General features: G+C 66.1%; 25 protein-coding genes. 12 read left to right on the forward strand and 13 right to left on the reverse strand.

The window, feature by feature from the left end:
• Positions 1-81 precede the first annotated feature (81 nt).
• Positions 82-1,275 carry an efflux RND transporter periplasmic adaptor subunit gene (locus tag D002_RS0109535; protein ID WP_026181642.1) on the reverse strand — a complete coding sequence of 398 codons (1,194 nt, stop codon included), beginning with the start codon at positions 1,273-1,275 and terminating at the stop codon, positions 82-84.
• Positions 1,276-1,716: 441 nt separating this feature from the next.
• Between D002_RS0109535 and D002_RS0109540 the strand changes: the two genes are divergently transcribed.
• On the forward strand, positions 1,717-3,072 hold the full coding sequence (locus D002_RS0109540; protein ID WP_018141694.1) for a sigma-54-dependent Fis family transcriptional regulator: 1,356 nt from the start codon (positions 1,717-1,719) through the stop codon (positions 3,070-3,072).
• Between the two features lie 117 nt (positions 3,073-3,189).
• Here the strand turns inward: D002_RS0109540 and D002_RS0109545 are convergent, their stop codons facing one another.
• The 5 genes from D002_RS0109545 to D002_RS0109565 all read right to left on the reverse strand — a co-directional run bounded on the left by D002_RS0109545 (position 3,190) and on the right by D002_RS0109565 (position 7,284).
• On the reverse strand, positions 3,190-3,831 hold the full coding sequence (locus D002_RS0109545; protein WP_026181643.1) for a hypothetical protein: 642 nt from the start codon (positions 3,829-3,831) through the stop codon (positions 3,190-3,192).
• Between the two features lie 149 nt (positions 3,832-3,980).
• Positions 3,981-4,784, reverse strand: a complete 804-nt coding sequence (locus D002_RS0109550; RefSeq protein WP_018141696.1) for a hypothetical protein — start codon at positions 4,782-4,784, stop codon at positions 3,981-3,983.
• Positions 4,781-5,833, reverse strand: a complete 1,053-nt coding sequence (locus tag D002_RS0109555; protein ID WP_018141697.1) for a glycosyltransferase family 4 protein — start codon at positions 5,831-5,833, stop codon at positions 4,781-4,783. Before D002_RS0109555 ends, D002_RS0109550 begins: the two co-directional genes overlap by 4 nt.
• 5 nt (positions 5,834-5,838) lie before the next feature.
• Positions 5,839-6,237 (reverse strand): 6-carboxytetrahydropterin synthase, encoded by a 399-nt coding sequence (locus D002_RS0109560; RefSeq protein WP_018141698.1) that lies wholly within the window; start codon positions 6,235-6,237, stop codon positions 5,839-5,841.
• 45 nt (positions 6,238-6,282) lie between these two features.
• Positions 6,283-7,284 carry a zinc-binding alcohol dehydrogenase gene (locus D002_RS0109565; protein WP_018141699.1) on the reverse strand — a complete coding sequence of 334 codons (1,002 nt, stop codon included), beginning with the start codon at positions 7,282-7,284 and terminating at the stop codon, positions 6,283-6,285.
• Between the two features lie 139 nt (positions 7,285-7,423).
• Here D002_RS0109565 and D002_RS0109570 point away from each other — a divergent pair, with 139 nt between their 5' ends.
• Together D002_RS0109570 and D002_RS0109575 are read left to right on the forward strand one after the other, a co-directional pair.
• The gene (locus D002_RS0109570) at positions 7,424-8,203 is read left to right on the forward strand and encodes a CDP-alcohol phosphatidyltransferase family protein (RefSeq protein WP_018141700.1); all 780 of its coding nucleotides are present in this window, start codon (positions 7,424-7,426) and stop codon (positions 8,201-8,203) included.
• Positions 8,196-8,837 (forward strand): YceI family protein, encoded by a 642-nt coding sequence (locus tag D002_RS0109575; protein ID WP_018141701.1) that lies wholly within the window; start codon positions 8,196-8,198, stop codon positions 8,835-8,837. Before D002_RS0109570 ends, D002_RS0109575 begins: the two co-directional genes overlap by 8 nt.
• A 323-nt stretch (positions 8,838-9,160) precedes the next feature.
• Here the strand turns inward: D002_RS0109575 and D002_RS0109580 are convergent, their stop codons facing one another.
• Both D002_RS0109580 and D002_RS0109585 read right to left on the reverse strand, forming a co-directional pair.
• Complete coding sequence (locus D002_RS0109580) at positions 9,161-9,373, reverse strand: YjfB family protein (protein ID WP_018141702.1); 213 nt, start codon at positions 9,371-9,373, stop codon at positions 9,161-9,163.
• Positions 9,374-9,632: 259 nt separating this feature from the next.
• Positions 9,633-10,262: a class I SAM-dependent methyltransferase gene (locus D002_RS0109585; protein ID WP_018141703.1), complete on the reverse strand. Its 630-nt coding sequence runs from the start codon at positions 10,260-10,262 to the stop codon at positions 9,633-9,635.
• 371 nt (positions 10,263-10,633) lie between these two features.
• On the opposite strand from D002_RS0109585, the gene D002_RS0109590 reads away from it, so the two are divergent.
• A complete protein-coding gene (locus D002_RS0109590; protein ID WP_018141704.1) occupies positions 10,634-12,370 on the forward strand; it encodes a uracil-xanthine permease family protein in 1,737 nt (578 codons plus the stop codon).
• A 27-nt stretch (positions 12,371-12,397) separates the two neighbouring features.
• Here the strand turns inward: D002_RS0109590 and folE are convergent, their stop codons facing one another.
• Positions 12,398-13,051: a GTP cyclohydrolase I FolE gene (gene folE, locus D002_RS0109595; RefSeq protein WP_018141705.1), complete on the reverse strand. Its 654-nt coding sequence runs from the start codon at positions 13,049-13,051 to the stop codon at positions 12,398-12,400.
• An 11-nt stretch (positions 13,052-13,062) separates the two neighbouring features.
• Positions 13,063-13,821, reverse strand: a complete 759-nt coding sequence (locus tag D002_RS0109600; protein WP_018141706.1) for a DUF3429 domain-containing protein — start codon at positions 13,819-13,821, stop codon at positions 13,063-13,065.
• A 182-nt stretch (positions 13,822-14,003) separates the two neighbouring features.
• On the opposite strand from D002_RS0109600, the gene D002_RS0109605 reads away from it, so the two are divergent.
• The 8 genes from D002_RS0109605 (at position 14,004) to D002_RS0109640 (ending at position 21,565) form a co-directional block, all read left to right on the forward strand.
• Positions 14,004-15,377: an NAD(P)/FAD-dependent oxidoreductase gene (locus D002_RS0109605; RefSeq protein WP_018141707.1), complete on the forward strand. Its 1,374-nt coding sequence runs from the start codon at positions 14,004-14,006 to the stop codon at positions 15,375-15,377.
• The gene (locus D002_RS0109610; protein WP_018141708.1) at positions 15,377-16,147 is read left to right on the forward strand and encodes a DUF1365 domain-containing protein; all 771 of its coding nucleotides are present in this window, start codon (positions 15,377-15,379) and stop codon (positions 16,145-16,147) included. Before D002_RS0109605 ends, D002_RS0109610 begins: the two co-directional genes overlap by 1 nt.
• Positions 16,147-17,421 (forward strand): cyclopropane-fatty-acyl-phospholipid synthase family protein, encoded by a 1,275-nt coding sequence (locus D002_RS0109615; protein ID WP_018141709.1) that lies wholly within the window; start codon positions 16,147-16,149, stop codon positions 17,419-17,421. Before D002_RS0109610 ends, D002_RS0109615 begins: the two co-directional genes overlap by 1 nt.
• Positions 17,390-18,766, forward strand: coding sequence for an MFS transporter (locus D002_RS0109620; RefSeq protein ID WP_051068452.1), 1,377 nt, complete (start codon positions 17,390-17,392; stop codon positions 18,764-18,766). The genes D002_RS0109615 and D002_RS0109620 overlap by 32 nt, the downstream gene beginning before the upstream one ends.
• Positions 18,763-19,353, forward strand: coding sequence for a chalcone isomerase family protein (locus D002_RS0109625; RefSeq protein ID WP_018141711.1), 591 nt, complete (start codon positions 18,763-18,765; stop codon positions 19,351-19,353). Before D002_RS0109620 ends, D002_RS0109625 begins: the two co-directional genes overlap by 4 nt.
• Positions 19,354-19,657: 304 nt before the next feature.
• Positions 19,658-20,155: a GNAT family N-acetyltransferase gene (locus tag D002_RS0109630; RefSeq protein WP_018141712.1), complete on the forward strand. Its 498-nt coding sequence runs from the start codon at positions 19,658-19,660 to the stop codon at positions 20,153-20,155.
• Positions 20,156-20,274: 119 nt separating this feature from the next.
• The gene (locus D002_RS0109635; RefSeq protein ID WP_026181646.1) at positions 20,275-20,757 is read left to right on the forward strand and encodes a hypothetical protein; all 483 of its coding nucleotides are present in this window, start codon (positions 20,275-20,277) and stop codon (positions 20,755-20,757) included.
• Positions 20,723-21,565 carry a secretin N-terminal domain-containing protein gene (locus tag D002_RS0109640; RefSeq protein ID WP_018141714.1) on the forward strand — a complete coding sequence of 281 codons (843 nt, stop codon included), beginning with the start codon at positions 20,723-20,725 and terminating at the stop codon, positions 21,563-21,565. The genes D002_RS0109635 and D002_RS0109640 overlap by 35 nt, the downstream gene beginning before the upstream one ends.
• A 334-nt stretch (positions 21,566-21,899) precedes the next feature.
• On the opposite strand, the gene D002_RS0109645 is transcribed toward D002_RS0109640, so the two are convergent.
• The 3 genes from D002_RS0109645 to D002_RS0109655 form a co-directional block, all read right to left on the reverse strand.
• Positions 21,900-22,961 carry a porin gene (locus D002_RS0109645; protein ID WP_018141715.1) on the reverse strand — a complete coding sequence of 354 codons (1,062 nt, stop codon included), beginning with the start codon at positions 22,959-22,961 and terminating at the stop codon, positions 21,900-21,902.
• A 599-nt stretch (positions 22,962-23,560) separates the two neighbouring features.
• On the reverse strand, positions 23,561-24,748 hold the full coding sequence (locus D002_RS0109650; RefSeq protein WP_018141716.1) for an FAD-dependent monooxygenase: 1,188 nt from the start codon (positions 24,746-24,748) through the stop codon (positions 23,561-23,563).
• Positions 24,745-26,007 (reverse strand): FAD-dependent monooxygenase, encoded by a 1,263-nt coding sequence (locus tag D002_RS0109655; protein ID WP_018141717.1) that lies wholly within the window; start codon positions 26,005-26,007, stop codon positions 24,745-24,747. Before D002_RS0109655 ends, D002_RS0109650 begins: the two co-directional genes overlap by 4 nt.
• Positions 26,008-26,031: the final 24 nt, after the last annotated feature.

The raw sequence follows: 26,031 nt of genomic DNA on the forward strand, positions 1-26,031 counted from the left end.
GTTTCCGGCGTGGAGCACCGGCTCGCCTGCCAGGGGCGTGGCCGGGGCCTTTATCCCCGGCGCACCGCCGGGTGTGATGTCCTACATGCGACTCCAGGGGTCGGCGCTACCCCCCGAATCCGGCGCTCGGCTCCCGACCGGTTGCCCGGAGCGCACACCTGCACCTGGCCGCGCCAGGATCTGCATCCCGGGCTCCAGACCGGAGGTCACCACCACCTGATCTCCGCGAGACCCGCCCAGACGGACCATGCGCACACGCACGTGGCCCTCGCCGTCGAGCACGGCCACGCGTGGCAGCGCCCCACCGGGGATCAAGGCCGAGCGCGGAATCACCACCCGGTTGCCCGAGGCCTCGCCCTGCGGCAGATGTACGGCCGCATGCATACCCGGACCGCCTCGCACACCCTGGGGTAGATCAAACTTGACCGTCACGGTATGACGTTGCGGATCGGCCAGCGGAAAGATCTGGGCAACCCGGGCCTCAACCTCATCACCGGTATCCAGGCGCACGTGCACGTAGTCGTCTTCCTGCAGGCCGGCGACCAGCCTCACCGGCACCTGGGCCTCGACGCGGAGGTATTCGACATGACCGAAGGTCAACAGGGGCTGGCCCGGCTGGACCGTATCGCCCTCTTCCACATGCTTGTGCATCACCAGCCCGTCGAACGGGGCCTCGGAGCGGGTATCGCGGATCGCGGCATCGAGTTCAGCCACCCGGGCGCGCGCCTGCTCCCAACGCGCCTGGGCCTGGTCCACGCCGATGTAGCGGGAATAGAGGTCCGTACGCCGGTCCAGTGCGGGGTCGCCCATGCCCATCATCTGTCCCGCCGGCTGGGTGAACATCTGGTCGAACATCGACGGAATCCCCATGCCCGGCATTTGGCCAATGCTCCGCGACTGCGGTGAGACCACCTCGCGGCCGTACTGCATCTGCGCCTCGCGAATCGCAGCCTCGGTAGTGCGCATCTCGGCCTGGGCGGCCTGGCGCTGAGCCCGCAACCGGTCATCACTGATCGAGACCAGCACCGAGTCTTGCTCGAAGCGATCACCCTCGGCGCCAGCTACCTGCACCACCCGCCCGGCAGACTGGGCGGTCAGGGTCACCTCGCGGTAGGGCACCACGGTCCCGCTTACGGTGCGGGTCGCGGCCTTGTCCGGCTCCACCGTGAGGACGGGCCCGGAGGCATGGGCCATCCCCACCCCCCCTGAACCCAGACTGATCAGCGGCAGGGTGAGCAAGGCACTCAGGAAGAGTCGAGAGAATCGCTTAACCATGATCGTCAGCACCTCGCGTCGAAAGCCGCGATGAGAGAGGTGATCCCACACATACATTCGGGTCGCTGCGCGAGACGGGACGAACCCGCCAGCAGCGACCGGACCGCACACATCCCGGGACCGGGGTGTACGGCGCTGAAACCCTTTCGGCAGGGGACAGATGCCGGGTGACAACCGAGATGGGTATTCATTACCCCATTTGTAGAAGAACTCATGCCGAACTACAAGCAACGTATATGCCAGTATTGTGACATTCTTATTTTTCAATCATTTAATTGTGATGTACTGATATTTAATAGATGACTGTTGCAACACCCCCGTTTCGCGCTATAACCAAGACAAGGGTTGGCGAAACGGGCAATTCCGAGGTGTTGCAGATGAGCGCGGCGTTGCAACACCACACCGCCTTCGCTGCCCTCCAGATCACCACGAGGAGGCAGGATGACCACGACCGAGCTGGCCGAGATCTGCATCCGACACAGTCGGGACCCACACCTCATCAGCGACACCCAGGGCCGCGTCCTGTTTGCCAACCCGGCCTTACACCAAACCCTGCAGATCCCCCCGGAAACCCACCTCACCCTGGCGCGACTCGGGCCGCTGAACCTGGCGGAGCACCTGCGCGAGGCCGCGATCGCGGCCGGCGAAGACGACGCCGATGCCGGCAACACCCGACACGCCCTGCACTTTTCGCTGATGGCGGAGCTGGAGGACGAAACGCTGCCACTGGAGGTCATCAGCCAACCGCTGCGTCTGAAAGACGACGACCGGGGCCTGCGCCTGATCACCCTGCAGCCACAGCGCCGTCGCATTGCCGCGGTGGAGACCATCAGCGAAGATGGACGCGACGGCCTCGACGACAGCCACTTCCATTCCCACGATGCCCCCTGCAGGACCACGCTGCAGTTCGCCCGGCGCGTCGCCACCAGCGAAGTCCGCGTGATGCTTCTGGGCGAGTCCGGCACCGGCAAGACCCGCCTGGCACGGGCCATCCACCAGTCCAGCCGGCGGGCCAGTGCCCCGTTTGTCGAGATCAACTGCGCCGCAATCCCCGAAGAACTCCTCGAATCCGAACTCTTCGGCCACACGCGAGGAGCCTTCTCCGGCGCGGTTAGCGATCGCGTGGGGCGTTTCGAATCGGCCGACGGCGGCACGCTGTTTCTGGACGAGATTGGCGAGATGAGCCAGCGCCTGCAGGCCAAACTGCTGCGCGCGGTGCAGGATGGTGCCTTCGAGCGTGTCGGGGAGAACACCACCCGGCAGGTCGATGTCCGGGTGCTTGCGGCCTCCAACCAGGATCTGCGCAGCCGTGTGGAGGCCGGTGAATTCCGGGCCGACCTGTTCTATCGGCTTGCGGTCGCGACGGTCGAGATCCCGCCACTGCGCGAGCGTCCTCGGGATCTCTCCGCCACGCTGCAAAGCTATGAGGTGCGCCATGGCATCCGCATTGCCCCGCACCTGAAACAACGCCTTCAGGACCATCCCTGGCCGGGTAACTTCCGTGAGCTGGAGAACGTCTTCGAATGCCTGACGCTTCATGCTCGCAATGGCCAGGTAGACGACTTCCCTCTGCCCCAGCCAATCCGGGTGGATACCGAGGCCGCTGACCATATCCAGTCGGGGGAGCCCAACGGGCATGACTCGGGTACTAATGGGTCGCCTGGCGAGCACCCCGAGGCCCGGCGTCTGCGGCAGGCACTGATCGAGAACGCCGGCAACCGCTCGCAAACCGCACGGGCTCTTGGAATGGACCGCACCACGCTGTGGCGCAAGCTGCATCGCTTCCAGCTGGTGTAGCGCAGCCTACGTCCCACCAAGACAAAGGCCCCGGAGGTTACTCACCTCCGGGGCCTTTGTTGTGCGGCTTCACACGACCCGCCTCATACCGCTCGACCGGACCGTAACCGTGGCGTCCTAGCGGTACTGCCGCAGATGCCCCGCGCCCTCGGCATGATGACGTTCATACAACGGCGTCAGGCGCTCGATCATCCTGCGCCGTTCACTCGACGGCAGCAGCCCCAGAGCGCTATCCCAGGCCTGCATCGCACCCTCGGCGTCACCCGTGGCGTACAGGGCATTCCCCAGTTCGCCGTAGAGATCCGCCTGTTGCGCCGAGGTCGCATCGATCTCGTCCAGCGCCTTGCGCAGGACCTCCACGGCGGCCCCCGGCCCATCACGCCAGTACGTGGTCCGCCCGGCATCAAGCGCCTCCTGCACCTGCCCCGCGACCTGTTCTTCGCTCGACCGTTCTTCGGGCGCACGAGCGTCGGCCGGCTCCTGCGAGTCTGGGGTCGCGCGGTGCATTCCAGTCTCGTCATCACGCTCGTAGGCCTCGCCGGTCATTGGGTCCATATCACCTTCCGACAAGCGACCCTCAGCCGTCTCCGGGGTCTCGTCCTTAACCGCCGCCGCATCGGCCTGCTCTTCCTGCGGCGCCTCATCGACACCGGGTTGCAGGAGATCGCGCGCGGACCACGCGACCAGCCAGAGCACGATGACGATCAAGATCCAGTAACGACTCACAAAGCTTCTCTGCCGGCTATCTGACTGTGCCATGACTCCCCCTTTTTGTTGGTTCTGCGACCGGCCCCAGAGCTACCACCGGTACATCCCTTACCGTGGCCCGTCGCCTCCTTTGCCTTCATCCTCGAATGCTATCGTGCACCGATTCGTCGCTCTTGCGAAGCGCCAATGCAATTACAGCTTCACGGATACCCCAACACATCCTGGTGCCCGACGGTCAGCTCGACATCCCCGGCGGTCAGCGCGACCGTGCGCCTTGCGCCCCACTCGCGCAGGGCCTGCGCGCGTTTCGGGGCCATCTCCGTGGCGGCCACCACCCAGCCCTCAATCAAGGCACGACCGAGTGACGCCTGGGTCGAACCAACGTGCCAGTCACTCGCACACTGACGAACCCGGTACCCAAGGGCCTCGAGCCGTACCGCACAGCAGGTCGCCGCCGCAGGTCCCAGGGCACGGCCAAACCCCTTGTCGGATTGCTGATGCCGATTCACTAGCTGTTCGACTTCTTCATCCAGCGGGTCAGTTTTCGACCAGCGGATACGGCCGTCGTAGCTAAGGGCAAAAAGCACCGCGGCGCCCTGCTGGACACAGGACTCGAGTAATGGCCTGAGCCACGCCTCCGATACCAGGTCCAGCAGCGCCGAACCGGTTACCAACGCTTCGGTGCCATCCAGCATCCGCGCTGGCTTGTCCCCAAAATCGACCGTGCAGGTTTCGACCACCACATCGGGGCGCGGCGCCTGTGCCCGTTCGAGCAATGCCGCATCATGATCCAGCAGGCGCCAGTGCTGGACATTTGCGAGCCTCAGGGCCAGATAGCGTAAGTTCGAGCCGGTGCCGCTGCCGAGGTCCGTGATCCTCAGTGGCGCGTCCAGACGCTGCCCGGCAAACACCTCACACAGGTCCGCCACCAAGGCCTGCGGACGGGCGGCGTGATCGGCCGGTTCGCGCAGATCCAGCCAGTCGCGATCGAAGGATTCCGTCATGGTCGCCAGCCGAGCAATGCCTGCTCCAGACTCGCTACCGCCTGCTGCCAGTCCGGACAGGCGGCCATCGATGCGCGGCCGGCCTGGCCCATACGGCACCGGGCATCCGGGTCTGCCAGCAACTGCGAGATAGCCGCGGCCAGGGCCTGGACATCGCCCGGTGGCACCAGCACGCCGGCTTGCTCCGGCACGGTCGTCGGGATGGCTCCACCGTGGGTACCGATCACCGGGAGACCACGCGCCATGGCCTCGGTATAGGCGATCCCAAAACCTTCGTAGGCGCTGGCCAGCACAAATAGCGAGGCCCGCTCATACCATCCATCCAGCGTGGCATCGTCGCACTCGCCGCCCCACTCGATACGATCTCCCAACCCGGCCCCGAGGACCGCATCCTCCACGCGTTGTACATAACCCGGATCGCGGCTGCGCGACCCCACCAGGACCGCGCGCCAGTCGTCCGCCTGTAGCTGGGCGAGTGCCTGCACCAGTTCCAGCTGACCCTTGCGGGGCACGACGGAGCCGACGCAAAGGATCCGCGGGGGTTCGTCCGGGTCGGGGCCCTTGGCCGGCGGCCGTGACTCCACCCCGGGCGGCACCGCTCGCCGCCGCTCAGCTGAAACACCCCAGTCCACCAACTGTCCGGCGGTAAAGGTGCTGGTGGCCACAACCCCGAGGACCTCCTGCACCGCCCGGCGCTCGCTCTCGATCAGCTCCGCCGCCCGCGCAGGTTCCAGCCCGGTCTCCAACCCTAAAGGGTGATGCAACAGATAGATCAGGCGCAGGCGCGATGCATGACGGGCCAGAACGTCCGGGAAGCCCCCTGCAGCCAGGCCATCCAACAGGACTGTACGACCGTCGAGAATTCCCGCCAGCGCGGCCTCCAGCACCCGTTCGGCGGCGGCGTTGGGGCCCGGAAAATCGCCATCGAGCTCGCAAACCTGCACCACCCAGCCGCGGTTCCGCAGGCCCGCGACCATACGCGCATCGTAGCGATACCCGCCGGTGCGTTGCTCCAGCGAACCCGGCACTACCAGGAACAGTTCGCGCATCGCGACTACGGGGCCGCATCGTAGCTGGCCCAGGCGACATGCGACTCATTGAGGGTCACGCACACGGCGTCCAGATCACGGGCCGAATCGCCCAGCTCACCGGCATGAATAGACCGCGACACCCGCTGGTGCAGTTCGTGGGCCAAGAACTCGGTGGTCGTGTTCTGGCCGCGGAATTCATCGCGCTCGTCCAGGTTCTGGTAGTTCAGGTCGGCCAGGATCGCCTTGACCACCTCGCTGGCGCGGCCGATATCCACCACCAGCCCGTCGGCGTCCAGGGCCTGGCGGCGGAAGGTCACATCGACGACATAGGTCGCGCCGTGCAGCTTCTGCGCCGGGCCGAAGGTCTCGCCCTGAAAGCTGTGGGCAATCATGAAGTGGTCGCGAACATTCAGGCTGTACATCGGGTGTCCTTGAGGGTTGCTGTGGAAGGGGTGGAGCGACGGACGTCAGTAACGGATGCGATGGCACAGTGTACGCGCGGCCTCAGGACCAGAGACGCGGGCCATCACCTCGGGCAGATCGGTAAACGCATCGTCCCCGGTGATCAGGGCATCCAGGGCCGGGTCCGATAACAGCGAGAGGGCCAGCGTCAGGCGGCGGCGATAGTCCCAACGCGGGGCGCGTTCCGGCGGGATGCGACCCACCTGCGCACTGCGCAGGGTGAGGCGGCGCGAGTGGAAGGCTTCCCCCAGTGGCGCGGGTACCTGCTGATCGCCATACCAGCTCATCTCCACCACGCGTGCCTCGACCCCGGCCAGGGCCAGGGCCTGGACGAGCCCGTCCGGATGGCCGCTGGCATGCAGCACGATATCCAGGTCTTGCCGGGCCGGCTCGACAGCGGCCGCTTCGGGCGTGACCCATGCGAGCCCAAGCGCACCCGCCACGGCCTCACGCTCGGGATTCGGGTCGATGACCACCACTTCGGTTCCGGGAATCGAACGGAGAAGCCACGCGGCCAAGAGACCCACCACCCCGGCTCCGACCACCGCGATCCGGTCCCCGGGGCCCGGCTGGGCATCCCAGACCGCATTGATCGCGGTCTCCATGTTCGCCGCGAGCACCGCGCGTTCCGAGGGGACCGACTCCGGGATCGGAACGGCCGCCGTGACCGGAACGACATAGGTACTTTGATGCGGATGCAGGCAGAAGACCCGCTGCCCAGGTACCCGATCCGGCGCGCCCCCCGCCTCGACCTCGCCTACGCTGATATAGCCGTACTTCACCGGCCAGGGGAAATCACCCGCCTGGAAGGGTGCCCGCATCGCCTGATACTGGCTCTCGGGCACGCGACCGCGGAACACCAAAGACTCAGTCCCGCGGCTAATCGCCGAGAAGTGGGTGCGCACCCGCAACTCGCCATCCCTCGGTTCCGCGAGCGGCTCCGAACGCAGTTCGCCACGACCTGGACCCGTGACCCAGAAGGCCTGTTCGGCATCGGGCCGGCTCACCGGAAACGCTCCAGCGTGGCGGGACAGAGCGAGATCATCATCCGCGCAGTGTGGGCGAAGCGCACAATCGGCGGCAACTCTAGCCGGGCGGCGCGGTCGCAAACCCGAGATGCCAACACCAGAAGGCTACAATCGCAACATGGAGTCCTCCTCCGCCAAATCGTGCCAACCTCCAGAGGTCCTGCGGGCAACCCGTGTCTGGGGCGGCGACTGGCTGCTGTCGGGCCTGATCGGCATCGGCGTCACGGTGGCGCTGATGCTGCACGCCGGGCTGGGAGCCTTGCTACTCATCGGCTATGCCGCGATCTGGGCCGCATTGGGCGCAGCACTTGTTATCACGACGCGCCCCGAGGCCCTCGCCCCCGGACACCGCGGTCCCGGTCCGGCCAACCGAGTCACCCTGTTGCGCGCTGCGTTCACTGCCCCGCTGGGCTCACTGGCATTCGTAGCCCCCGGCACCGGCGAGCCGCTGCTGGCGTTCTGGGTGATCGGCCTTGCGGGCCTGGCGCTGTTGCTGGACGGTGTCGACGGTGCCATCGCTCGAAGCACCGGCAACACGACCGCCTTTGGTGCCCGGTTCGACATGGAGCTGGACGCGGCCATGATCCTCGCCCTGTCGGTGCTGACCTGGCAGATGACCGTAGTCGGCCCCTGGGTGATCCTGATCGGGCTGATGCGCTATGCCTTCATGCTCGCCGCGTGCCCCTGGGCCTGGCTGGCCGGCGACCTGCCGCCCAGCCGGCGGCGCCAGACCGTCTGCGTAGTACAGACCGTCGTCCTGCTGCTGGTGCTGATACCCGGCCTGCCCGCGTTCGCCGCAATCACCATCGCCCTGGCCGGACTGCTGGCCCTGAGTCTTTCCTTTGCCGTGGATATCCACTGGCTTTATCGCCACCGACCGGAGGTGTGTCATGACTGACGCCCGCTACACCCGCCCCACCATTTACCTGCACCAGGCGTTTCTGGCCTTTCTGCTCGCAGGCGCCCTCGCCTTGTCGGGCACCGCCGCCCAAGCCAACGCCGATCGCTGGGTGATCGACCCCGACCATTTCGCGGTCGGCTTCCTGGTCGATCACGCCGGCTACGCCAAGGTCATGGGGATGTTCCTGGAGGCCGAGGGCGAGTTCCAGTTCGACCCGGAATCCGGCGAGTTGGGCGACGGCTATTTCGTCATCCAGACCGACAGTGTGTTCACCAACCACGAGGAACGCGACGATCACCTGCGTAACGAGGACTTCCTGAACGTGGAGGAGTACCCGGAGATGCGCTTTACCGCCACCCGCTACGAGCCCACCGGGGAAAACACCGGGCGCCTGAGTGGTGGCCTGGAGCTGCTGGGCGAGACCCGCACCATCCATCTCGACGTGACCATCAACAAGGTCGGGCGCTACCCGTTCCCGCTCGGCGGGCTGTTTGGACGTCCCTACGTGCTGGGCGCCTCCATGCGCGGCAGCTTCAATCGCTCGGACTTCGGCATGACCTACGGGCTGACCCGCGACATCGTGGGGGACGAGGTTGAACTGATCATCGAGTTCGAGGCCCAGCGGCAATAGCAGGATTCACCACGAAGCGCACGAAGGCACGAAGAAGGTCAAAGGGCTTGTTACCACAGAGAGCACGGAGGACACAGAGGAAGGAAGGGGCGGGTCACCGGAAGATGGAAGGGCGTGAAGGCTCTTGATGGAATGGCCTGGGACAGGGCCCGGTACGTGCCATCCTGAGCGCATCGCGACTCCGTCGTCATCCGGGCCATAGCGGCGCGGAGAGCTGGGGTGACATGGGTAGGGGTTTTCCACGGCCGCTGTGGGCGGCGGGAAACGAAAAGGCCCCGGTGCGTTCGCGCGCCGGGGCCTTGTGGGGCTAAAGGCTGTGGACATCAGGCCGTGGTGTTGATGTTGGTACCCACGTTTTCCGGCAGACCCTGTGTGGCGGCCTGCATCTCGCCGATGTCGGGCATCGCCTGCAGCAGGGACTGGGCGGCCATTTCCTGCGATTCCATCGCCTTCTTCTGAACGGCCACATCCTTTTGCATCGCCAGCTGCTGCTGGCTGTTCTGCGTGGCCATTGCGGCAATCGCGCTTGCATCCATCACGGTACTCCTCGAACGCTGAATGTTCAGGCCCGTGGACGTTCAACGCGCAAACGGGCCTGTCCCCGCTGACGGCTTCTACCGACAAGACTTGAGCCCTCGAACAAAACTTTTTTCACTTTGCCCGGATTGCCTTCACAAAACGCTGCACACGCCGATCAAAACTCCCACGACCCCTCCAAATCCACATTTCCTGCTCTGTGTCCTCCTTAGTGCAATCCGCCCTGGCCCTTCTTCGTGCCCTTCGTGCGCATCGTGGTCAATCACGCCCTTGACCTTCAGCGCCCCGAGGCCTCTCTGCTGCATCACAGACCCGCGCCGCAAAGCGTCGCATCACACCGCGCGACACGCGATCGTCCGGCTCGATGCAGAACCCGGCCTGTTCCACCTCGGCCTCGGTATCGCGATTCGGATGACAGCCCCCGGTCACACAGGTCCAGGCCGGCTGCACACGATCCTGCAGGTAGGCGAAGACTGGCCGCGCGTGACGCACATGCTCCAGCATTCGCAGCTGGCCGCCGGTTTCCAGCACCCGGCGCACTTCGCCCAGGGCCCGCGGCGGATCCTGCACGCTGCAGAACACCAGCCCGGAAACCACGGTATCGAAGGCATTGTCGGCAAACGGAAGCGCCTCGGCCCGCGCAACCACCAGGGGCACCCCCGGAGCCCGCTGGCGAGCGCGGCGCAACGCCGCTAGGTCGGGGTCCATGCCGATCACCCTGGAAGCGTCGTCATACAGGGGCAAGTCGCGTCCCGTCCCACAACCCACCTCCAACACCCGGCCCGTCGCGCCCGCAACCAGGCGGCGCCGCCAGCGGCGAAAGCCCAGCCACTCCGCACTGGCCATCAGGGCGTCGTATAACCAGGGGATCTGTTCAAGACCGCGCATCACGCCTCCACAAGGAACCCGAAAAATAAATAAACCTCGGCGGGATCGCCGTGCTCATCTGAAAATGTGACCACCACCACACTCTTTCAGCCACTGGCAGGAACCTGTTTCCACACCGCCTGTCCACTTATACAAGTTGCGGAAATCATCGGCTCGTGGCAACGGCAGCCGGTGACCCGCCGTTCAGATCACAACCCTCCATCACACGGGTGTCTGGACGATCTTCGACCCGGTCATTGAACCGGGTCTTTTTTTGCCTGGTTGTCCGTCCCCAACGACTCACGGGCAGCGCCCAACCAACACGTCCTGGGCTCCCGACAGCACGTGGCTGTTATGATTGCGCGCTTTCGCCAACCGCGCACAGGGGCACCGTGGCCGAAGCTTCCCAGTCGAAGATCCTCTATGAGGTGGACGATCACCCGCCTCCGGTCAAATGCACCATCAGTGCGCTGCAGAGCCTGTTGTTGGTCGCACCGACCATCATCATCGCCCCCCTGATCCTGGCCCGCGCCATCGGTCTCGATCTGGCCGCGACCCAGTGGACCGTATTCGCCGCCCTGATCGGCAGCGCACTTGCCACACTGATTCAGGTCCGCCGCGTCGGCCCGATCGGATCGGGCTACCTGATCTTCATGGGGACTTCGACCGCCTACCTGGCCGTGGGCATCGAGGCCGCCCTGGTCGGCGGCATGGCGCTGGTCGGCACACTTGCCGTGCTATCGGCCCCGGTACAATTTCTGTTCGCGCGCTATCTCGGGTTATTCCGCCGCATCATCACGCCCACGGTCAGTGGGGTGGTGATCATGCTGGTGGTGCTCGGCGTGATCCCCACCACAGCCGACATGATGCAGGGTGAAGGAGACTACGAGGGGACCTGGCGGGCGCTGGTGGTGGCCCTGTTCACCCTCGGGTTCACCATTCTCGTTGCGGTCTTCGGCGGCCGCCTGCTGCGGCTGTGGGCGCCCATCATGGGACTGGGCTCGGGCATCGTGGTCGCGATGATCTTCGGCGTCACGGATTTCTCGGAGGTCACCGAGGCCGCCTGGTTTGGCCTGCCGCCGCTGGAATGGCCCGGCTTTTATTTCGAGTTCTCACCCACCTGGTTCACGCTGCTTCTGACCTTCGCGATCGTGACCCTGGTCGGAGCGGTAGAGTCCATTGGCGATACCCAGGTCGCGCAGCGCAACTCCTACCGCACCCCGCGCAAGATCGACCACGACCGCGTGCGCGGCGGGCTGTATGCGGACGGCCTGGGCAACATGATCGCCGGCAGCCTGGGCACACTGCCCAACACGACCTATGGCATTGGCGTCTCCTCGATCGAACTGACCGGCATGGCCGCCCGCCGGGTCGGCTACTACTTCGCCGCCTTTCTCGCGCTGATCGCGCTGATTCCCAAGCTCAACATGCTGATGATCTCGCTGCCGGGCCCCGTCTTCGGCGCGTTCCTACTCATTTTGCTGGCCCTGTTGTTCGTCGCGGGGATACGCCTGTGCGCCCAGGACGGCCTCAACTACCAGAGCGGCCTGATCATCGGTGTCGCCTTCTCGACGGGTTTCATCTTCCAGAACGAACTGTTTTTCCACCACCTGATCCCGGAGGCGCTGAGCCCGTTTCTGAATAACGGCGTCTCCACCGGCGGCACGGTGGCGGTGGCACTCAGCATGATCTTCAACCTGCGGCCTCGCCCGCATCGACGCGCGACCTTCGAGCCCGAGGCGGATTCCCTGCCACAGGTCCATGCCATGGCGCAGGAATTCGGCGAAAGCCTGAGCCTGCCGGAAAAGCAATCGGTCAAACTGCAGATCGCCCTGGAAGAGGTCTTCATGCATCTGTCCGAGCAGGCAGCCCGCGAGCCGGGACGCAGCCGGCCGGTCGATGTACGTCTGGAACGCGAGGGCGAGACGCTGGCGGTGGAATTGATCGATCGCACCGCCGCGGCCGAGGTCGACGAGGCCGCACTGCGCGAGGCACGCCAGTGGACGGCCAGCGACGAACAATCGCTGCGCGAGCTGGGCCTTTACCTGCTGAACAGCCTGGCGCAGGACGTTCGCCACATGCGCATGGCCGGGGTCAACTACATCTCGTTCAGCATCCCGCTGCGCTGAACACCCCCGACGCCGCCCGGTCGGGGTTCAGTCGCGGCTACCGCGGATGAGGTTCAGGAACTCGCGGCGGGTGCGGCCATCCTCGCGGAAGGCGCCCAGCATCACCGAGGTCGCCATGGACGAATGCTGCTTCTCCACCCCGCGCATGGTCATGCACATGTGCTTGGCATCCACCACCACACCAACGCCCTTGGCGTGGGTCACCTGCATCAGGGCCTCGGCGATCTCGCGGGTCAGGCTTTCCTGGATCTGCAGGCGTGCGGCGAACATGTCCACGATACGGGCGATCTTCGACAGGCCGATTACCTTGCCATCCGGCAGGTAGGCGACATGCACCTTGCCAATAATCGGCAACAGGTGGTGCTCGCACAGGGAATACAACTCAATATCGCGAAGCAGCACCATCTCGTCGTTGTCGGAGGAGAACAACGCCCCGTTCACGATCGAATCGAGGTCCTGGTGGTAGCCGCGCGTCAGGTACTGCATCGCCTTGGCGGCGCGCATCGGCGTATCCAGCAAACCCTCGCGTTGCGGATTCTCACCCAGTCCCGCGAGAACGGCGCGGTAGTGCTCGGCGAGCTGTTCCGGCGCGGCCAGCGGCGGGTCCGCGGCGTCCCGTGTCGTCGGCTCATCAGCCGTACGGGCGTCTACATCCATGGTCAGGTCTTTGTGTTCACTCATTCTTGCGCTCGTCATCGTGAAGCTACCAGCGTAACCGCAAGCCCGGAGGCCAGGGCCAGAATCGCCCCCACGGTCAGCACCAGGCGCAGGCCTAGATATCCCCACGGCAGTGCCAGGCGCGACAGACTCAGCCGGTCGACCCAAAGTACCCCGAGGAATAACGCCGCCAGGGTCATCAGGGCCTCCGGCAACGGCTGCAGCACTGCCAGCCACGCCAGAATCGACGGCACCACCGCCCAGACCGGGGCGGCCAGCGGGCCTACCCGGTGCTGCCGATCCGCCAGGTAGATCCCCCAGTGGATCGCCCCCAGGAACGACAGGATCACCGCACCATAGAGCGCCAGGGCCTCCAGCGCGAAAGCCTGCCATTCCGGCTGGGCCATCCAGACGCCTGCGCCGAAGAAGGCGAAGGGTATCAGGCCCCCGTATCCGAGCACCTGTAAAACGGATGCCGGCGCATCCGGCCGCAGACGTTCACCGCGCGCCTTGAGCGCCTGACCACCAAGGTACTCGCGCAACTCCGGAAGCCCCCCGATCACCCCGTCACGCGCGATGAAGAACGGCAGCACCGAGGCGCCGGTGGCCTGCTGCAGGGCATGGAACTGCTCGCGATTGTGGGCCGAACCCATCCCCCACTCCAGCCGGACCCATCGGCCCCGGCTCGTGGCCTCCAGCAACGCCTCGGCATCACGAAAGTCCGACAGTCCGGAGGTAATGCCAACGATATCGTGGTTCTCCAGTGCCGCGCGTACTTCTTCCGGCCATTCCATTCCCGGCCCTCCTGTACTGGAACGTTCCATTACTCATCGCCCCTATCTTCGTCGGTTACCTGCCATTGTCACTGGACTTTGCCCATTGCCGGGCACGGAACTTTTCGCCGCCAGCATTTACAAATATTGTACAGCTATTGTATAAGATGTACATCGCCTCTTAGGTTCGGAGAACCACCGCCATGAATCGCTCGCGTATCGCCATTATTGGCGGAGGTATTTCTGGTCTATCCGCCGCCTGGATCCTCCAATCCCGACACCAGGTCCAGCTGTTTGAATCGGAACCCGAACTCGGTGGCCACGCCCACACCGTCGAGGTTACGGACCCGCAGGGCCCGGTCGCCATTGACACCGGTTTCGTCGTGTACAACGAGCGTAACTATCCGCTGCTAACCCGCCTGTTCGCAGAGCTTGGCGTCGACACCCAGGACACGGACATGTCCTTCGCCTACTCACGCCAGCCGCAAGGCGTGGAGTACGCGGGTTCCGACCTGAACACCCTGTTTGCCCAGCGCCGCAATCTGGTGCGCCCAAGCTTCCTGCGCATGGCCGGCGACATCCTGCGCTTCAACCGGCTGGGCAAAGGTCTGTTCGAACGTGGCGAAACCCCGGACGGCACCCTGGGCGCCTTCCTCGATCGACACCGTCTGGGGCGGCGCTTCTCCGAGGACTACCTCCTGCCCATGGCGGCCGCGATCTGGTCCTGCCCACCCGAAGAGATTCGCGAATTTCCGGCCGCAAGCTTCCTGCAGTTCTTCCAGAACCACGGCCTGCTGGACCTGCGCGACCGCCCGCAATGGCGCACCGTGGTCGGTGGCAGCCGCGAATACGTGCGGCGCCTGGCGCGCCGACTTGAGCCGGATACGGTGGCTCATCAACCGGTGCGAGCCGTGCTGCCGGAAGAAGGGCAATGGCGTGTGCTAACCGATGAACAGGCGGCCGGGTTCGATGCCGTGGTCTTTGCCTGCCACGCCGACACGGCCCGCTGGCTGCTCAACGGGGCCGATGCCCAGCGCGACCGGCTACTCGGCGACTGCCGCTTCCAGCCCAACCACGCCGTCCTGCACACCGACCCCCAACTGATGCCCCGCTCGCGCCGCGTATGGTCCTCGTGGAACTATCTTAGCGGTCGCACCACCCAGGCCGAAGACCGCGTGTCCGTGTCCTACTGGATGAACCGCCTGCATCGCCTGGATCGACGCCAGGACTACATCATCAGCCTGAATCCCTGGCGCGAACCACGCCCGACCACCGTGCTCGGCGAACAGCACTGGAAGCACCCGGTCATGGACGCCGCCGCCGAGCGCGCCCGCCAGCGCCTGGTCACCACTCAGGGCGAAAACAACCTCTACTTTGCCGGCGCCTGGATGGGCTACGGGTTTCACGAAGACGGGCTGCGCTCGGCGGTGGCCGTCGGGCAATCCATGGGCATCGAACCCCCCTGGTCGCACCCGGCACACACCCCGGCCCATCCCGAACGCATTCCGGAACCGGGCATCCACGGCGGGGGCCGCACGCCGGTCAGCGCGCCCGCCGCGCAGTCCCGGAGCGCTTAATGGACGCCGCACTGGTCCATAGCCAGGTAATGCACCAGCGGTTCTTCCCGCAGCAATACCGCTTTCGCTACCCGGTCATCAGCGCTCTGTTCGACATCGACAGCCTGGCCGAAACGGCGCGGCGCTGCCGACTGTTCTCGCTGGATCGCTTCAACCTGTTCAGCCTGCGCACCCGTGACCATGGCCCTCGCGACGGCCGTCCCTGGCGCCCGTGGATCGAGACGCACCTGGCCGAGCATGGCGTTGACCTGGCCGGTGGTGCCATCCACCTGCTGGCCATGCCCCGCATTCTGGGACACGCTTTCAACCCGCTCAGCATCTGGTACGCCTGGCATGCCGATGGCGAACTGCGCGCGATCCTGCTGGAGGTGCGCAACACCTTCGGCGAGCACCACCACTACCTGCTACACCAGGGTGGCGCTCGCATGGAGCTGCCGGTCCGCCAGGAGAAAGACAAGGCCTTCCACGTCTCACCCTTCATCGACATGGACGCGCGCTACGCCTTCACCCTGACGCCGCCGCGTCTGGAACCCGGCGCGACTCTGCGCATCGCGATCAACGAATACCAGGACCAGGACCCGATGCTGGTGGCCACGCAACACGGCCGCCTCCAGGCCTTCACCGACCGCACGCTGCTGGGCGCCTTCCTGCGCCAGCCCTGGATGACCCTCAAGGTCCTGCCCCTGATCCACTGGCAGGCCGTGAAGATCTGGTGGCGTGGCGGGCGTTACCACCCCCGCCCGGCGCCACCGGCACAGGAGATCGACTAATGGCCCTCGACCACCTCGACACCCCACAGGAAAGCACCGCGCGACCGGACTGGGCCCTGCGCCTGATCGCCCGTGCCCTGAAGGACATCGAATACGGGCAGATCACGCTGATTGGACCCTCCGGCCAACGCGTGGTCGTTGCGGGCCGCCAGCCCGGCGTGGAGGCTATATGGCACTTCCGCCGCCCGTGGCGAGCCATCCTGCGCCTGTTGCGCCATGGCGATATCGGCTTCGCCGAGGGCTTCATCAGCGGCGACTGGAATACCCCCGACCTGCAGGCCCTGCTGCGCCTGGCCACCGATAACGAGCAGGCCCTCACTGCCCTGGCGCAACGTCCGGCCTGGCAGCGCGCAGTCGATCGCATGCGCCACTGGATGCATCGCAACAGCCGACGCGGCAGCCGCGCCAACATCCGCTTCCACTACGATCTGGGCAACGACTTCTACGACCTGTGGCTGGACCACACCATGAGCTACTCGTCGGCGCTGTTTACCCGAGGCGACGAGGCCCTGGAGCAGGCCCAGGCGCAGAAATATGCGCGCCTGCTGGATCAACTGAACCCCGAACCCGGCGCACACATCCTGGAGATCGGCTGCGGCTGGGGCGGCTTCGCGGAGATGGCCGCCCAACGAGGCTACCGCGTCACCGGCGTGACACTGTCCCAGGAGCAGCTCGACTACGCCCGCGCGCGCATTGAACGCGCCGGCCTGTCCGACCGCGTCGAGCTACGCCTGCAGGACTACCGCGACCTGCAGGGGACCTACGACCACGTGGTCTCCATCGAGATGTTCGAAGCAGTCGGCGAACACTGGTGGCCGACCTTTTTCGACAAGGTACGCGACTGCTTGCGCCCGGGCGGCCGGGCGGCGCTGCAGGTCATCACCATCGCCGAGCAGGCCTTCGACTACTACCGTCGCAATGCCGACTTCATCCAGCTCTACATCTTCCCCGGCGGCATGCTGCCCTCGGTGCCGCGCTTCAACAAAGAGGCCGAACGCGCCGGGTTGGCGATCGAGGACCAGGCCTTCTTCGGCGAGGACTACGCCCGCACCCTGCGCCACTGGCACCGCGAGGTCCGCCAGGCAGAGCCTGTGATCGAGGCCCTGGGCTACTCGCAATCCTTCCTGCGCATGTGGCGCTACTACCTCGCCTACTGCGAGGTCGGCTTCGATACCGCGCGGGTCAACCTGATGCAGGCCGTACTGCAAAGCCCGCAACCTGCAGAAGGGCTGGGCGCGGCCGATGCCCCCGCCCATACGCACGAGTCTCTATGAGGTGATCGCCCTCCCGCGCACGCAGCTGTTCGCCTACGGCGGGCTGGGCCTCCCGCTGGCCATTCTCGGCCTGCCGCTGTACGTCTTCCTGCCCGCGCACTATGCCGAGCACACCGGTCTGAGTGTCACCCTGGTGGGCGTTCTCCTGCTGCTGGCTCGGCTGCTGGACGTGATCACCGACCCACTGGTCGGGTATTTGTCCGACCGCATCCCCGGGGCCTGGCGTCGACGCGCCGTGCTACTGGCAGGGGTGCCGGTCCTGCTCGTCTCGGCGCCCCTCCTGTTCCGCCCGCCCGCGGAGGCCGGTGCCCTCTACCTGCTCGGCTTTGCCAGCCTGGTCTACCTCGGCTGGACGTTGTTCACGCTGCCCTATACCGCCTGGGGGGCCGAACTCTCCGGCGACTACCACCAGCGGTCCCGCGTCACCGCCGCCCGCGAAGGCTTCGTGGTGCTGGGCACCGTAATCGCCGCCGCATTGCCAGCGGTACTGGGGCTGGAGGACGACGCCGGCGCAGCCCTGGCCGCCCTCGCCGTACTGCTGTGGGTGTTGATGCCACCGGCACTGTTCGTTCTGCTCTGGCGCGTCCCCGAGCGGGCGGGCCGCCTGGCCCCGGTGCCCTGGCGCGCCGGCTGGGCGCTGCTGGCAAACAACCGACCGTTCCGTCGTCTGGTCCTCGCCTGGGTGTTCAACGGGACCGCGAATGCGATCCCCGCGACCCTGTTCCTGCTGTTCATCACCCATGTGCTGGAAGCGCCGGAACACGCCGGTCCGCTGCTGCTGGTGTACTTCGCTACCGGCATCCTGGCTTTGCCTCTTTGGCTGCGGCTGGCCCGCCATCTGCCGAAGCACCGCGTTTGGACGCTGTCCATGCTACTGGCCTCGGCGTTCTTCATCTGGGTGCCGTTCCTGGGCGCCGGCGACATCCTGGCCTTCTATGCCATCACCGTGCTGACCGGCCTCAGCCTCGGGGTCGATCTCGCGCTGCCCGCTGCGATGCAGGCCGACGTGATCGACCAGGACACGGCCGACGGCGGCGGCGAACGCGCCGGACTGTTCTTCGGGCTATGGGGAATGGCGACGAAACTGGCGCTCGCCCTGGCCGTCGGGATCAGCTTCCCGCTACTGGGCCTGGCCGGGTTTTCCACCGACGGCGGCAACGGTTCGACCGCTCTGCTCGCCCTGGGCCTGGCTTACGCCGGTCTCCCGGTGCTGTTCAAGCTGGCCGCGATGGCCCTGGTCTGGCGCTTCCCGATCGACGCCGCCACACAACACCACCTGCGCGAGCGCATCCAAGCGCGCGAGCATGCCCGCCCCTCACCGGCCCCCGGAGGTCCTGCATCATGAGCCGTTTGATCCCTTCGTCACGTTCCGCTGCCACGTTCGCATTCGTACTGGCACTATTCGCCGCCCTGATGCCGGCGCAAGCCGATACCGAGATCAACGGCGTGCGCTTTGCCGACACCATCACGATCGACGAGACCCCGGTGCCGCTGCGCGGCGGGCGGCTTTATCGCTACACCGTGTTCCGCGTCTATGTCGGCGCGCTATATGTCCCAGAAGACGTCGCGCCCCAGGATGTGCTGACCGCGGACGTCCCCAAGCGGCTTGAGCTGGAATACCTGCGCTCCATCAGCGCCGAGGACTTCCGCAAGAGCGGCAATACCTTGCTCGAGGATCAGCAAAGCGGCGACACGCTCGCGGCCCTGGCCGATCGCCTGGAGACCTTCAACGCCGCCTACCGCGATATGGAGGCGGGTGATCGCTACGCCCTGGAGTATCGTCCTGGACGTGGCACGCGCCTGCTGCAAAATGGCACCGAACTGGTGGAAGTCCCCGGCGCGGACTTTGCCGAGGCCTACTTCGGCATCTGGCTGCACCCCGACAACCCGCTGTCCACCCGCGTCCGTGACGCCCTGATCGGCGCTAGCTAACGCCTCCGCGCATAACTCGCTGACACGGCTGCACCGAGGCGAGCGCCGGAGACGCCTCATAGCCTAGCCTAAACCGTCATCGCGAGGCCCGCAGCGCCGTGGCGATCGCCAAGGGCCTACCCCCTCCGCTCGCCCATGGACTGCCGCGCTGCGCTCGCAATGACGGAAGACCCTTCCGAACCGGGACACTCGAGTCGCCCGATCCGCGAAACGCCGCACAGGAAGAATGCCCCAACCTGGGCTAGACTTAATCGTCCGGGGCCGAAGCCAGGACAGCTTAAGCGCGTTCCGGAGGAGGCCACTCATGCAACGTCGTATTACCTTTCGGGAGGCCACCTGGCCCGCCGATGCCACCGCGCTGTCCCTGATCCGCCGCGAGGTCTTCATCGAGGAGCAAGGGGTACCCGAGCCACTGGAATTCGATGGTCTGGACCCGGCCGCCCTGCACTGGCTGGCTACCGGGCCCGACCGCGAACCGATCGCAACCCTGCGCATGCTTCCCTCCGGCCAGATCGGTCGCATGGCCGTGCGCAAACCCTGGCGCGGCCACGGCATCGGCTCCCGCCTGCTGGACTGCGCCATGGAGGCCGCCCGGCGCCACGGCTGGCGGGAAGTCTGGCTGAACGCACAGGACACCCGCATTGGCTTCTACGCCCGCCATGATTTCTTTGTGATCTCGGACACCTTTGAGGACGCCGGCATACCCCATCGCCGCATGCTCCACCGGATCCATCATCCAGGCCCTGCCTATCGCCCGTCATGCATCGCAACTAAAGCTCATCAGGGAATCCCGGCGCCATAGGGAAACACTGATTGAATCACGGGTTCGCACCATCTTCCCGCCGCAGAACGGCGCAGGGTGCGGGCGCGACGCCCTTGCCCTATGCTGGGAACAGGCCCCCGAACAAAGGTCGCATGCCCATGACCGCTCCCGAGAGGGATCCCACCCTCATTGATGCCGAGGCCCTGATGGCCGATCTTGTCGACGCCACCCGCAGACGTTTCTGGCTGCATGCGCGGGTGGCCCTCCTGGCCGAGATCGTCGGGGACGACCTCGGCTCGCTCTTGGCCAATATCGCGCGACGGCATCGGCATACCGATATCCGCCTCCTGGTAGATGATGACCTCGCCCTCAAGGAGCGCCTGCCCGGACTGGTCGAGAGCATCAAGCGCCTGCCCACGGCGGTAACGGTCCGGCGCCTGGACGCCTCCGAGGAAAGCCCCCTGACCCTGACGGTCATCGCCGACCACAGTGGCTGGATGCAGCTGACCCAGGCCGGTGCGCGCCGCGTCCTGCGCGGCGATCCGGACGATCGCCCCGGCACCCATCGCGCCGCCCAGGACTTCGAAGCCAACTGGAGCCTCAGCGATGAAGCCGTCGAAATCCGCCGCCTCCACGTCTGAACGCCGCCGGTTGCTCCGCACGATCGGAGGCCTGGCTTGTGGGCTGCTACTACCCGCCGGCGCAACGTCCGCGCGCGACGCCCACGACGAAGTGGCCGTGCTCCCACTCAACAACCGGCCCGCCCGCGAGGTCCTGTCCGAACTCCAGGGCCTGTTCGGCGAGGCCGCCACCCTGCGCGCCGATGGCTTCCGGCTGCTGGTGCGCGCCGACGCCCGCACCCTGCAACAGATTCGCGAAGTCGTCGCCGAACTCGACCAACCCGCCCGTGAGTTGACGCTCTACGTACGTCGCGCCGCTGACGCACCGCGCAGCGAGCGCGGCGCCGGCATCGACTTCGAAACCGGCCCGGACGGCACCCGCGGGCGCGGCACCGTGACCCGCCGCACCACCACCCGCCGCGACGACCGCACCCAGCAGGTACGTCTGCGCGAAGGCACCGAAGCCACGATTCTTGTCGGCGAGACCGAGGCCCAGGGCCTGCGCGTCTTCGTCGGGCCGGCGGGTTTCGGCACCGAACCCATCTTCCGCGACACCGCCCGCGGTTTCCGCGTACGCCCGCAAGTCCAGCCGGACGGACGCATCCGCGTCGCCATCGAACACCTGCACGAACAGCCCGCCGGCGCCTACCGCGGCCACATCCACCGCGAGACGGTGACGACCGCCCTCACCCTCGAACCCGACCAGTGGCACGATCTAGCCGGCAGCGCACAGACCACCACCCACGACGAACGTGGTCTCGCTTCCCGCCGCAGCACCCGAGACCGCGACGCCATGACCCTCCAAATCCGCGTAGAAGCCCTCGACTAATCCGCCGGCGTTGATTACCAGCCCCTTGCCCCCAAACACCGCAATCGTCGCCAGCGCGAGACGCACGGCGCCGTAGCGATCTCCAGGGCCTACAACCCGGCCGTAGATTGGCGCGTTGCGCTCGAAATAAGAGTGCGGACGTAATTAGTGCTTGCCGGACTCGCCACCGACGCGATGCCGTACCGGTTCGGCAACCAGTACTCGCCCTAACGGTCCCCCAAACGCAAAAAGGCCCCAAAACGGGCCCCCCCACAAACAAAAAACGGGGCCCCTGGGGGCCCCGCAAAACAAGCTTGATGCTTGTTGTTATACCGCTTGCAATAAGCGTTCGAGCTTAGAAGGACACCCGCATGCCGGCACCGACGCCGGTGAAGCGCAGGTCGCTGCTACCGTCGTAGGACTCTCCATCGAAGTTGCCGCCAGCATCATCGGTGCTGTTGTAGGCAACGCCAGCATAGGCCATCACACGGTTGCTGAAGCTGTGCTTGATGGCCAGCGCGGCGAAGTCGCTGTTGTTGGCATCGTCAAGACGGGTGTGACCCAGGCTCAGCACGAAGTCGTTGCGGCCCATGGAGTAGGTACCGGCGGCCCAGTAGGTGTTGCCTTCAGCCTCAGGACCGGCAATTCCGGCGTCGCGCTTGAAGTCTTCGATTTCAGCATTCAGGCGGAACGGACCGGCAGACCAGTCGGCACCGATCTTGGTGGTGCGCCAGGTGTCAGCGTCGCTATTCTCGTAACGGCGAGCATCTACATGAGCCACGTAGACTTCGACCGGATCCAGGTCGAAGTTCAAGCGGCCGGACCAGGCCGCACGGCCATCCTGGCTGTTGTCGAGGAACATGCCGACGTCCATGCTCACGATGCCGAAGCTGTTGCTGTAACGAACACCACGGTCGACGTAGCCGCCGTTACCGAAGCCACCCAGGCCGCCCTGGCGACCGCCCTGGACACGCGCCTGCATGAAGGTGCCGTTCAGCGGGTCCTTGCCGGCGGTGTTGTAGGAGGAGGTCATGCGACCGGCGATGATCTGGCCGAAGTCGCCACGCAGACCGACGTAGATGTCGCGCTGCGGGCCGTTGAAGCCAGAGGCGGCGCTGCCGTCAGAACCGGTGGTGAAGTCATTTTCAAACTTGGCCAGCGCGGTCATGCCGTTGCCCAGGTCGTGGTTGACCATCACGCCGATGCGGTTCGGGCCCTGACCGTCGGTCGGGCTACCGGCCTGACCGGCGTCGTGCTGACGGAAACCGCTGTCGAACTCACCATCATCGCCGGAGGCGCTGTGGTGGACGATCTGCGTCTGCAGCTGACCGAACAGGGTGACGCTGGAGTCGGCGGCGGCAAAGGCCGGGATTGCGAAGGCGCCGGCAACGGCGACTGCGAGAATCTGTTTTTTCATGTTGCGTGTCTCCCAGGAGAGGTGTTTTGGATGTTTCTACGCCAGCATCCACGGTCGATGCCGCGAATGACAGGTGTTTTATATACACCACGGTGTCGCGTTTCAACCCCCAAGCGGGAAAAATTTGCCACAGTCGCCCCGGTTCTGGCCCCAATACCCCCGTTTGAAGGATCAAGCACTTGCGTGCAGACGCTCGAGGAATGCCCGAATAAACCTTCAACTCACTGAAAATATGGGCCAATAAGATTTCTCTGATGTGCTCGTGCCCATTGAAATCGAGGAATTCATCAGATTTCACTTATTTTTTCTGCGTTGGGAAAAATTATCGGTTCTCGGGCTCCATGAGACGTGATGATCGCCGCACACGGGCGTTGCGTTTTTGCAACGAAGGGCGATCTGGACCGATCCCGCACGCGAGATGTTGCGAAAAGGCGACGCATGCCCCCGTGGGATCCTGCTTGCAGGCGAAGCGTCTGCCGGCGCCCGAACAGCAAGGGGCCTGCTGCAGGAGCCGCTTCGGCGGGGAAGCCGCGCCAGGAGTGGATGCGGGCAGGGGCTTCGCCTGCAAGCAGGCTCCTACAGGGGGGTTCGGTGGGTGGTTAGTCGAGGCCGAAGGCGCGTAGGGCGAGGCGGCGTTTGATGGGGGCAACCTGGTCGACCAGGCGGATGCCGAGGCCGCGTAGCTCGGGGAGGCCGGCGGCATGGGTGGCGAAGATCAGGCGGAAGCCATCCATCGCGCGTTGCATGAAGGCGTTTTCGGCGCGGCGGTCGCGGGTGTAGGCGCGCAGAACCGTCTCGGCGCCGGGGTCGCGGCGGGCGGGGCCGTACAGGCGTTCCACCAGGGCGCGGGCGTCGGCCAGGCCGAGGTTCAGGCCCTGGCCGGCCAGTGGGTGGATGGTGTGGGCGGCATCGCCCGCGAGGGCGACGCGGCCAGCGTGGTAGTACTGGGCATGGCGGGCCACCAGCGGGAAGCTCGCGCGCCTGGATGTGGCGGTGATCGCCCCAAGTCGATGGTCGATCACGGTACCCAGCGCCTCGCAGAACGCGGCATCGTCCAGCGCCAGCGTGTCCTCGGCCTGCAGTTCAGGCTGCGACCAGACAATGGAGCTGCGCCCGTCCGCCAGCGGCAGGAAGGCGATGATCTGGTCGTCGACGAAACGCTGCCAGGCGGTGTCCTCGTGCGGGCGCTCGGTGGTCACGGTCGCGACTACGCCGCGGGCGTGGTAGTCCTGCTCGTGCACCGGAATGCCCATACGGGTGCGCAATGAGGACTGCGCCCCGTCGGCCGCGACTACCAGCCGTGCAGAAGCAAGCAACGCATGGCCGTTGCCATAGACGTCGACCCGATCCGGGCCGGTGTCTACGGTCTTCCACTCGGTCTCGGGCCACAGGGCGACCCCCGCAGCCTCCATCTCGTCCCACAGAACCGCCTCCAGTGCGGCGTGCTCGACGGTCCAGCCCAGGGCCGGAACACCCAGTTCGTCGGCATCGAAACGGATATGGCCGGGGCCATGGGCATCCCAGACGCTCATGCCGGAGAAGGCGTGAGCACGGCGGGCCTCCAGGGCGTCTTGCACTCCAAGCCTGGCGAAAAACTCCATGGAGGCGATATTGAGCGTCGCGACGCGGGTAACCGGCATGACCTCATGGAAGGTGGGAGCCGTGTTGCGTTCCAGCAGGCCGACACGCAGGCCCTGACGGGCCGCACCCAGGGCAATCGCTCCGCCCACGGCACCGGCCCCGACGACCAGGACGTCCAGCACGTCTTTGGATGGGTGTTGGCTCATGCTTTGCTCCCGACATCCGGGCGCGTGAGCTGCCGCGCGGTATGTCGCGGCAATGCCCCCAGCCCCATCGCCGCGCGCGCCAGACGATCGCGCGCGGGGCGCAGGCGGTCTACGGCCATCATCCCGCTGCCCAGGGCATGCCCGCGAAGCCCAGCGGCATGCAGCATGCCGCGCGCAAGGAAGTCGGTGGCCGCAACGACGCCGTTAACGTCATTGCGTCGGGCCTGGGCATAGGCCGCGAGGGTATCGGACGCGCCGGGATCGGCCACAAAACGCGGCGCCCCGCCCTGCCCGTGACGTTCACGGAGTGCACCCAGCAATGTCGCCACGTCGCGCAGAGACAGGTTAAGCCCCTGCCCCGCCACCGGGTGCACCGAGTGCGCGGCGTTGCCGAGAAGCAGCGCGCGTTCCGCAACCGGCTCCGGGGCATGCACACGCTCCAGTGGGAAGCGCACCACGCGACCCGCCGGCTGCAGCCGCCCCAGGGTCCAGCCAAAGCGGGCCTGCAACTCCTGCAGTCGTTCCGCTCCGTTCAGTTCCAATCGCCGCTCGCAGGCCTCCGGTGGCGCAACCCATACGACGTTCATGCGTCCATCCGCCTGCGGCAGAAGCGCCAGCGGGCCCTCATCGGTGAAACGCTCGAAGGCCTGGCCATTGTGCGGCCGGGCGGGCTGGACATCGAACACCAGGGCATCCGCCGCGTAGCGATGCCGGTTGACCGGAAGCCCCAGGGCCTTGCGCGTGGGCGAGCCGATGCCATCGGCGGCCAGAATAAGGCGTGCCGACCAGGCACCTTCGCCTTCCGTGCCGTGGATACAGAGTTCGCGGCGGCCGTCCGTGACCTCGCCAACCCCCGCCAGCGTCGATTCGTAGCGCACGTCCACGCCGGCTTCGCGGCAGGCGGCGTCCAGCATCGGTTCCAGCGCGACGGCCGGCACCACCTGCCCGAGCGCGTGGCGCCCGTGATCGGCCGCGTTCAAGTGGACGCGCCCGAGGCCCCCGCGGCGGCTGACGACGATGGAGCGGATCGCGGTGGCCCGTTCCGCCAGCGGCGCCCAGTACCCGAGGTCGTCCAGAAACTGCACAGTGCCAGCGGCCAGGGCATAGCCACGGGTGTCGTTGGCGTGTGCATTCGGCACCGGGGATACACCCCGCTCGAACAGCGTGACCGCGTAGCCCGCCCGCGCCAGAGTGCAAGCGGCGAGGCCACCTACCGGCCCGCCGCCGACGATGGCGATGTCGGATCGCTGTTCGGTCATGTCAGCCAGATATCCCGTCGTTGC

It is taken from the genome of Thioalkalivibrio sp. ALJ7, assembly GCF_000376865.1.
Taxonomy (GTDB): Bacteria; Pseudomonadota; Gammaproteobacteria; order Ectothiorhodospirales; family Ectothiorhodospiraceae; genus Thioalkalivibrio.

What these genes read in the sequence shown, in the direction of transcription:
- D002_RS0109655 (WP_018141717.1), bottom strand. Translation starts at nt 26,007, where the DNA reads ATGACCGAACAGCGATCCGACATCGCCATCGTCGGCGGCGGGCCGGTA.
- D002_RS0109600 (WP_018141706.1), bottom strand. Translation starts at nt 13,821, where the DNA reads ATGGAATGGCCGGAAGAAGTACGCGCGGCACTGGAGAACCACGATATC.
- D002_RS0109605 (WP_018141707.1), top strand. Translation starts at nt 14,004, where the DNA reads ATGAATCGCTCGCGTATCGCCATTATTGGCGGAGGTATTTCTGGTCTA.
- D002_RS0109650 (WP_018141716.1), bottom strand. Translation starts at nt 24,748, where the DNA reads ATGAGCCAACACCCATCCAAAGACGTGCTGGACGTCCTGGTCGTCGGG.
- D002_RS0109610 (WP_018141708.1), top strand. Translation starts at nt 15,377, where the DNA reads ATGGACGCCGCACTGGTCCATAGCCAGGTAATGCACCAGCGGTTCTTC.
- D002_RS0109550 (WP_018141696.1), bottom strand. Translation starts at nt 4,784, where the DNA reads ATGACGGAATCCTTCGATCGCGACTGGCTGGATCTGCGCGAACCGGCC.
- D002_RS0109620 (WP_051068452.1), top strand. Translation starts at nt 17,390, where the DNA reads ATGCCCCCGCCCATACGCACGAGTCTCTATGAGGTGATCGCCCTCCCG.
- D002_RS0109640 (WP_018141714.1), top strand. Translation starts at nt 20,723, where the DNA reads ATGAAGCCGTCGAAATCCGCCGCCTCCACGTCTGAACGCCGCCGGTTG.
- D002_RS0109575 (WP_018141701.1), top strand. Translation starts at nt 8,196, where the DNA reads ATGACTGACGCCCGCTACACCCGCCCCACCATTTACCTGCACCAGGCG.
- D002_RS0109545 (WP_026181643.1), bottom strand. Translation starts at nt 3,831, where the DNA reads ATGGCACAGTCAGATAGCCGGCAGAGAAGCTTTGTGAGTCGTTACTGG.
- D002_RS0109540 (WP_018141694.1), top strand. Translation starts at nt 1,717, where the DNA reads ATGACCACGACCGAGCTGGCCGAGATCTGCATCCGACACAGTCGGGAC.
- folE (WP_018141705.1), bottom strand. Translation starts at nt 13,051, where the DNA reads ATGAGTGAACACAAAGACCTGACCATGGATGTAGACGCCCGTACGGCT.
- D002_RS0109645 (WP_018141715.1), bottom strand. Translation starts at nt 22,961, where the DNA reads ATGAAAAAACAGATTCTCGCAGTCGCCGTTGCCGGCGCCTTCGCAATC.
- D002_RS0109585 (WP_018141703.1), bottom strand. Translation starts at nt 10,262, where the DNA reads ATGCGCGGTCTTGAACAGATCCCCTGGTTATACGACGCCCTGATGGCC.
- D002_RS0109635 (WP_026181646.1), top strand. Translation starts at nt 20,275, where the DNA reads ATGACCGCTCCCGAGAGGGATCCCACCCTCATTGATGCCGAGGCCCTG.
- D002_RS0109615 (WP_018141709.1), top strand. Translation starts at nt 16,147, where the DNA reads ATGGCCCTCGACCACCTCGACACCCCACAGGAAAGCACCGCGCGACCG.
- D002_RS0109625 (WP_018141711.1), top strand. Translation starts at nt 18,763, where the DNA reads ATGAGCCGTTTGATCCCTTCGTCACGTTCCGCTGCCACGTTCGCATTC.
- D002_RS0109555 (WP_018141697.1), bottom strand. Translation starts at nt 5,833, where the DNA reads ATGCGCGAACTGTTCCTGGTAGTGCCGGGTTCGCTGGAGCAACGCACC.
- D002_RS0109560 (WP_018141698.1), bottom strand. Translation starts at nt 6,237, where the DNA reads ATGTACAGCCTGAATGTTCGCGACCACTTCATGATTGCCCACAGCTTT.
- D002_RS0109535 (WP_026181642.1), bottom strand. Translation starts at nt 1,275, where the DNA reads ATGGTTAAGCGATTCTCTCGACTCTTCCTGAGTGCCTTGCTCACCCTG.
- D002_RS0109570 (WP_018141700.1), top strand. Translation starts at nt 7,424, where the DNA reads ATGGAGTCCTCCTCCGCCAAATCGTGCCAACCTCCAGAGGTCCTGCGG.
- D002_RS0109630 (WP_018141712.1), top strand. Translation starts at nt 19,658, where the DNA reads ATGCAACGTCGTATTACCTTTCGGGAGGCCACCTGGCCCGCCGATGCC.
- D002_RS0109580 (WP_018141702.1), bottom strand. Translation starts at nt 9,373, where the DNA reads ATGGATGCAAGCGCGATTGCCGCAATGGCCACGCAGAACAGCCAGCAG.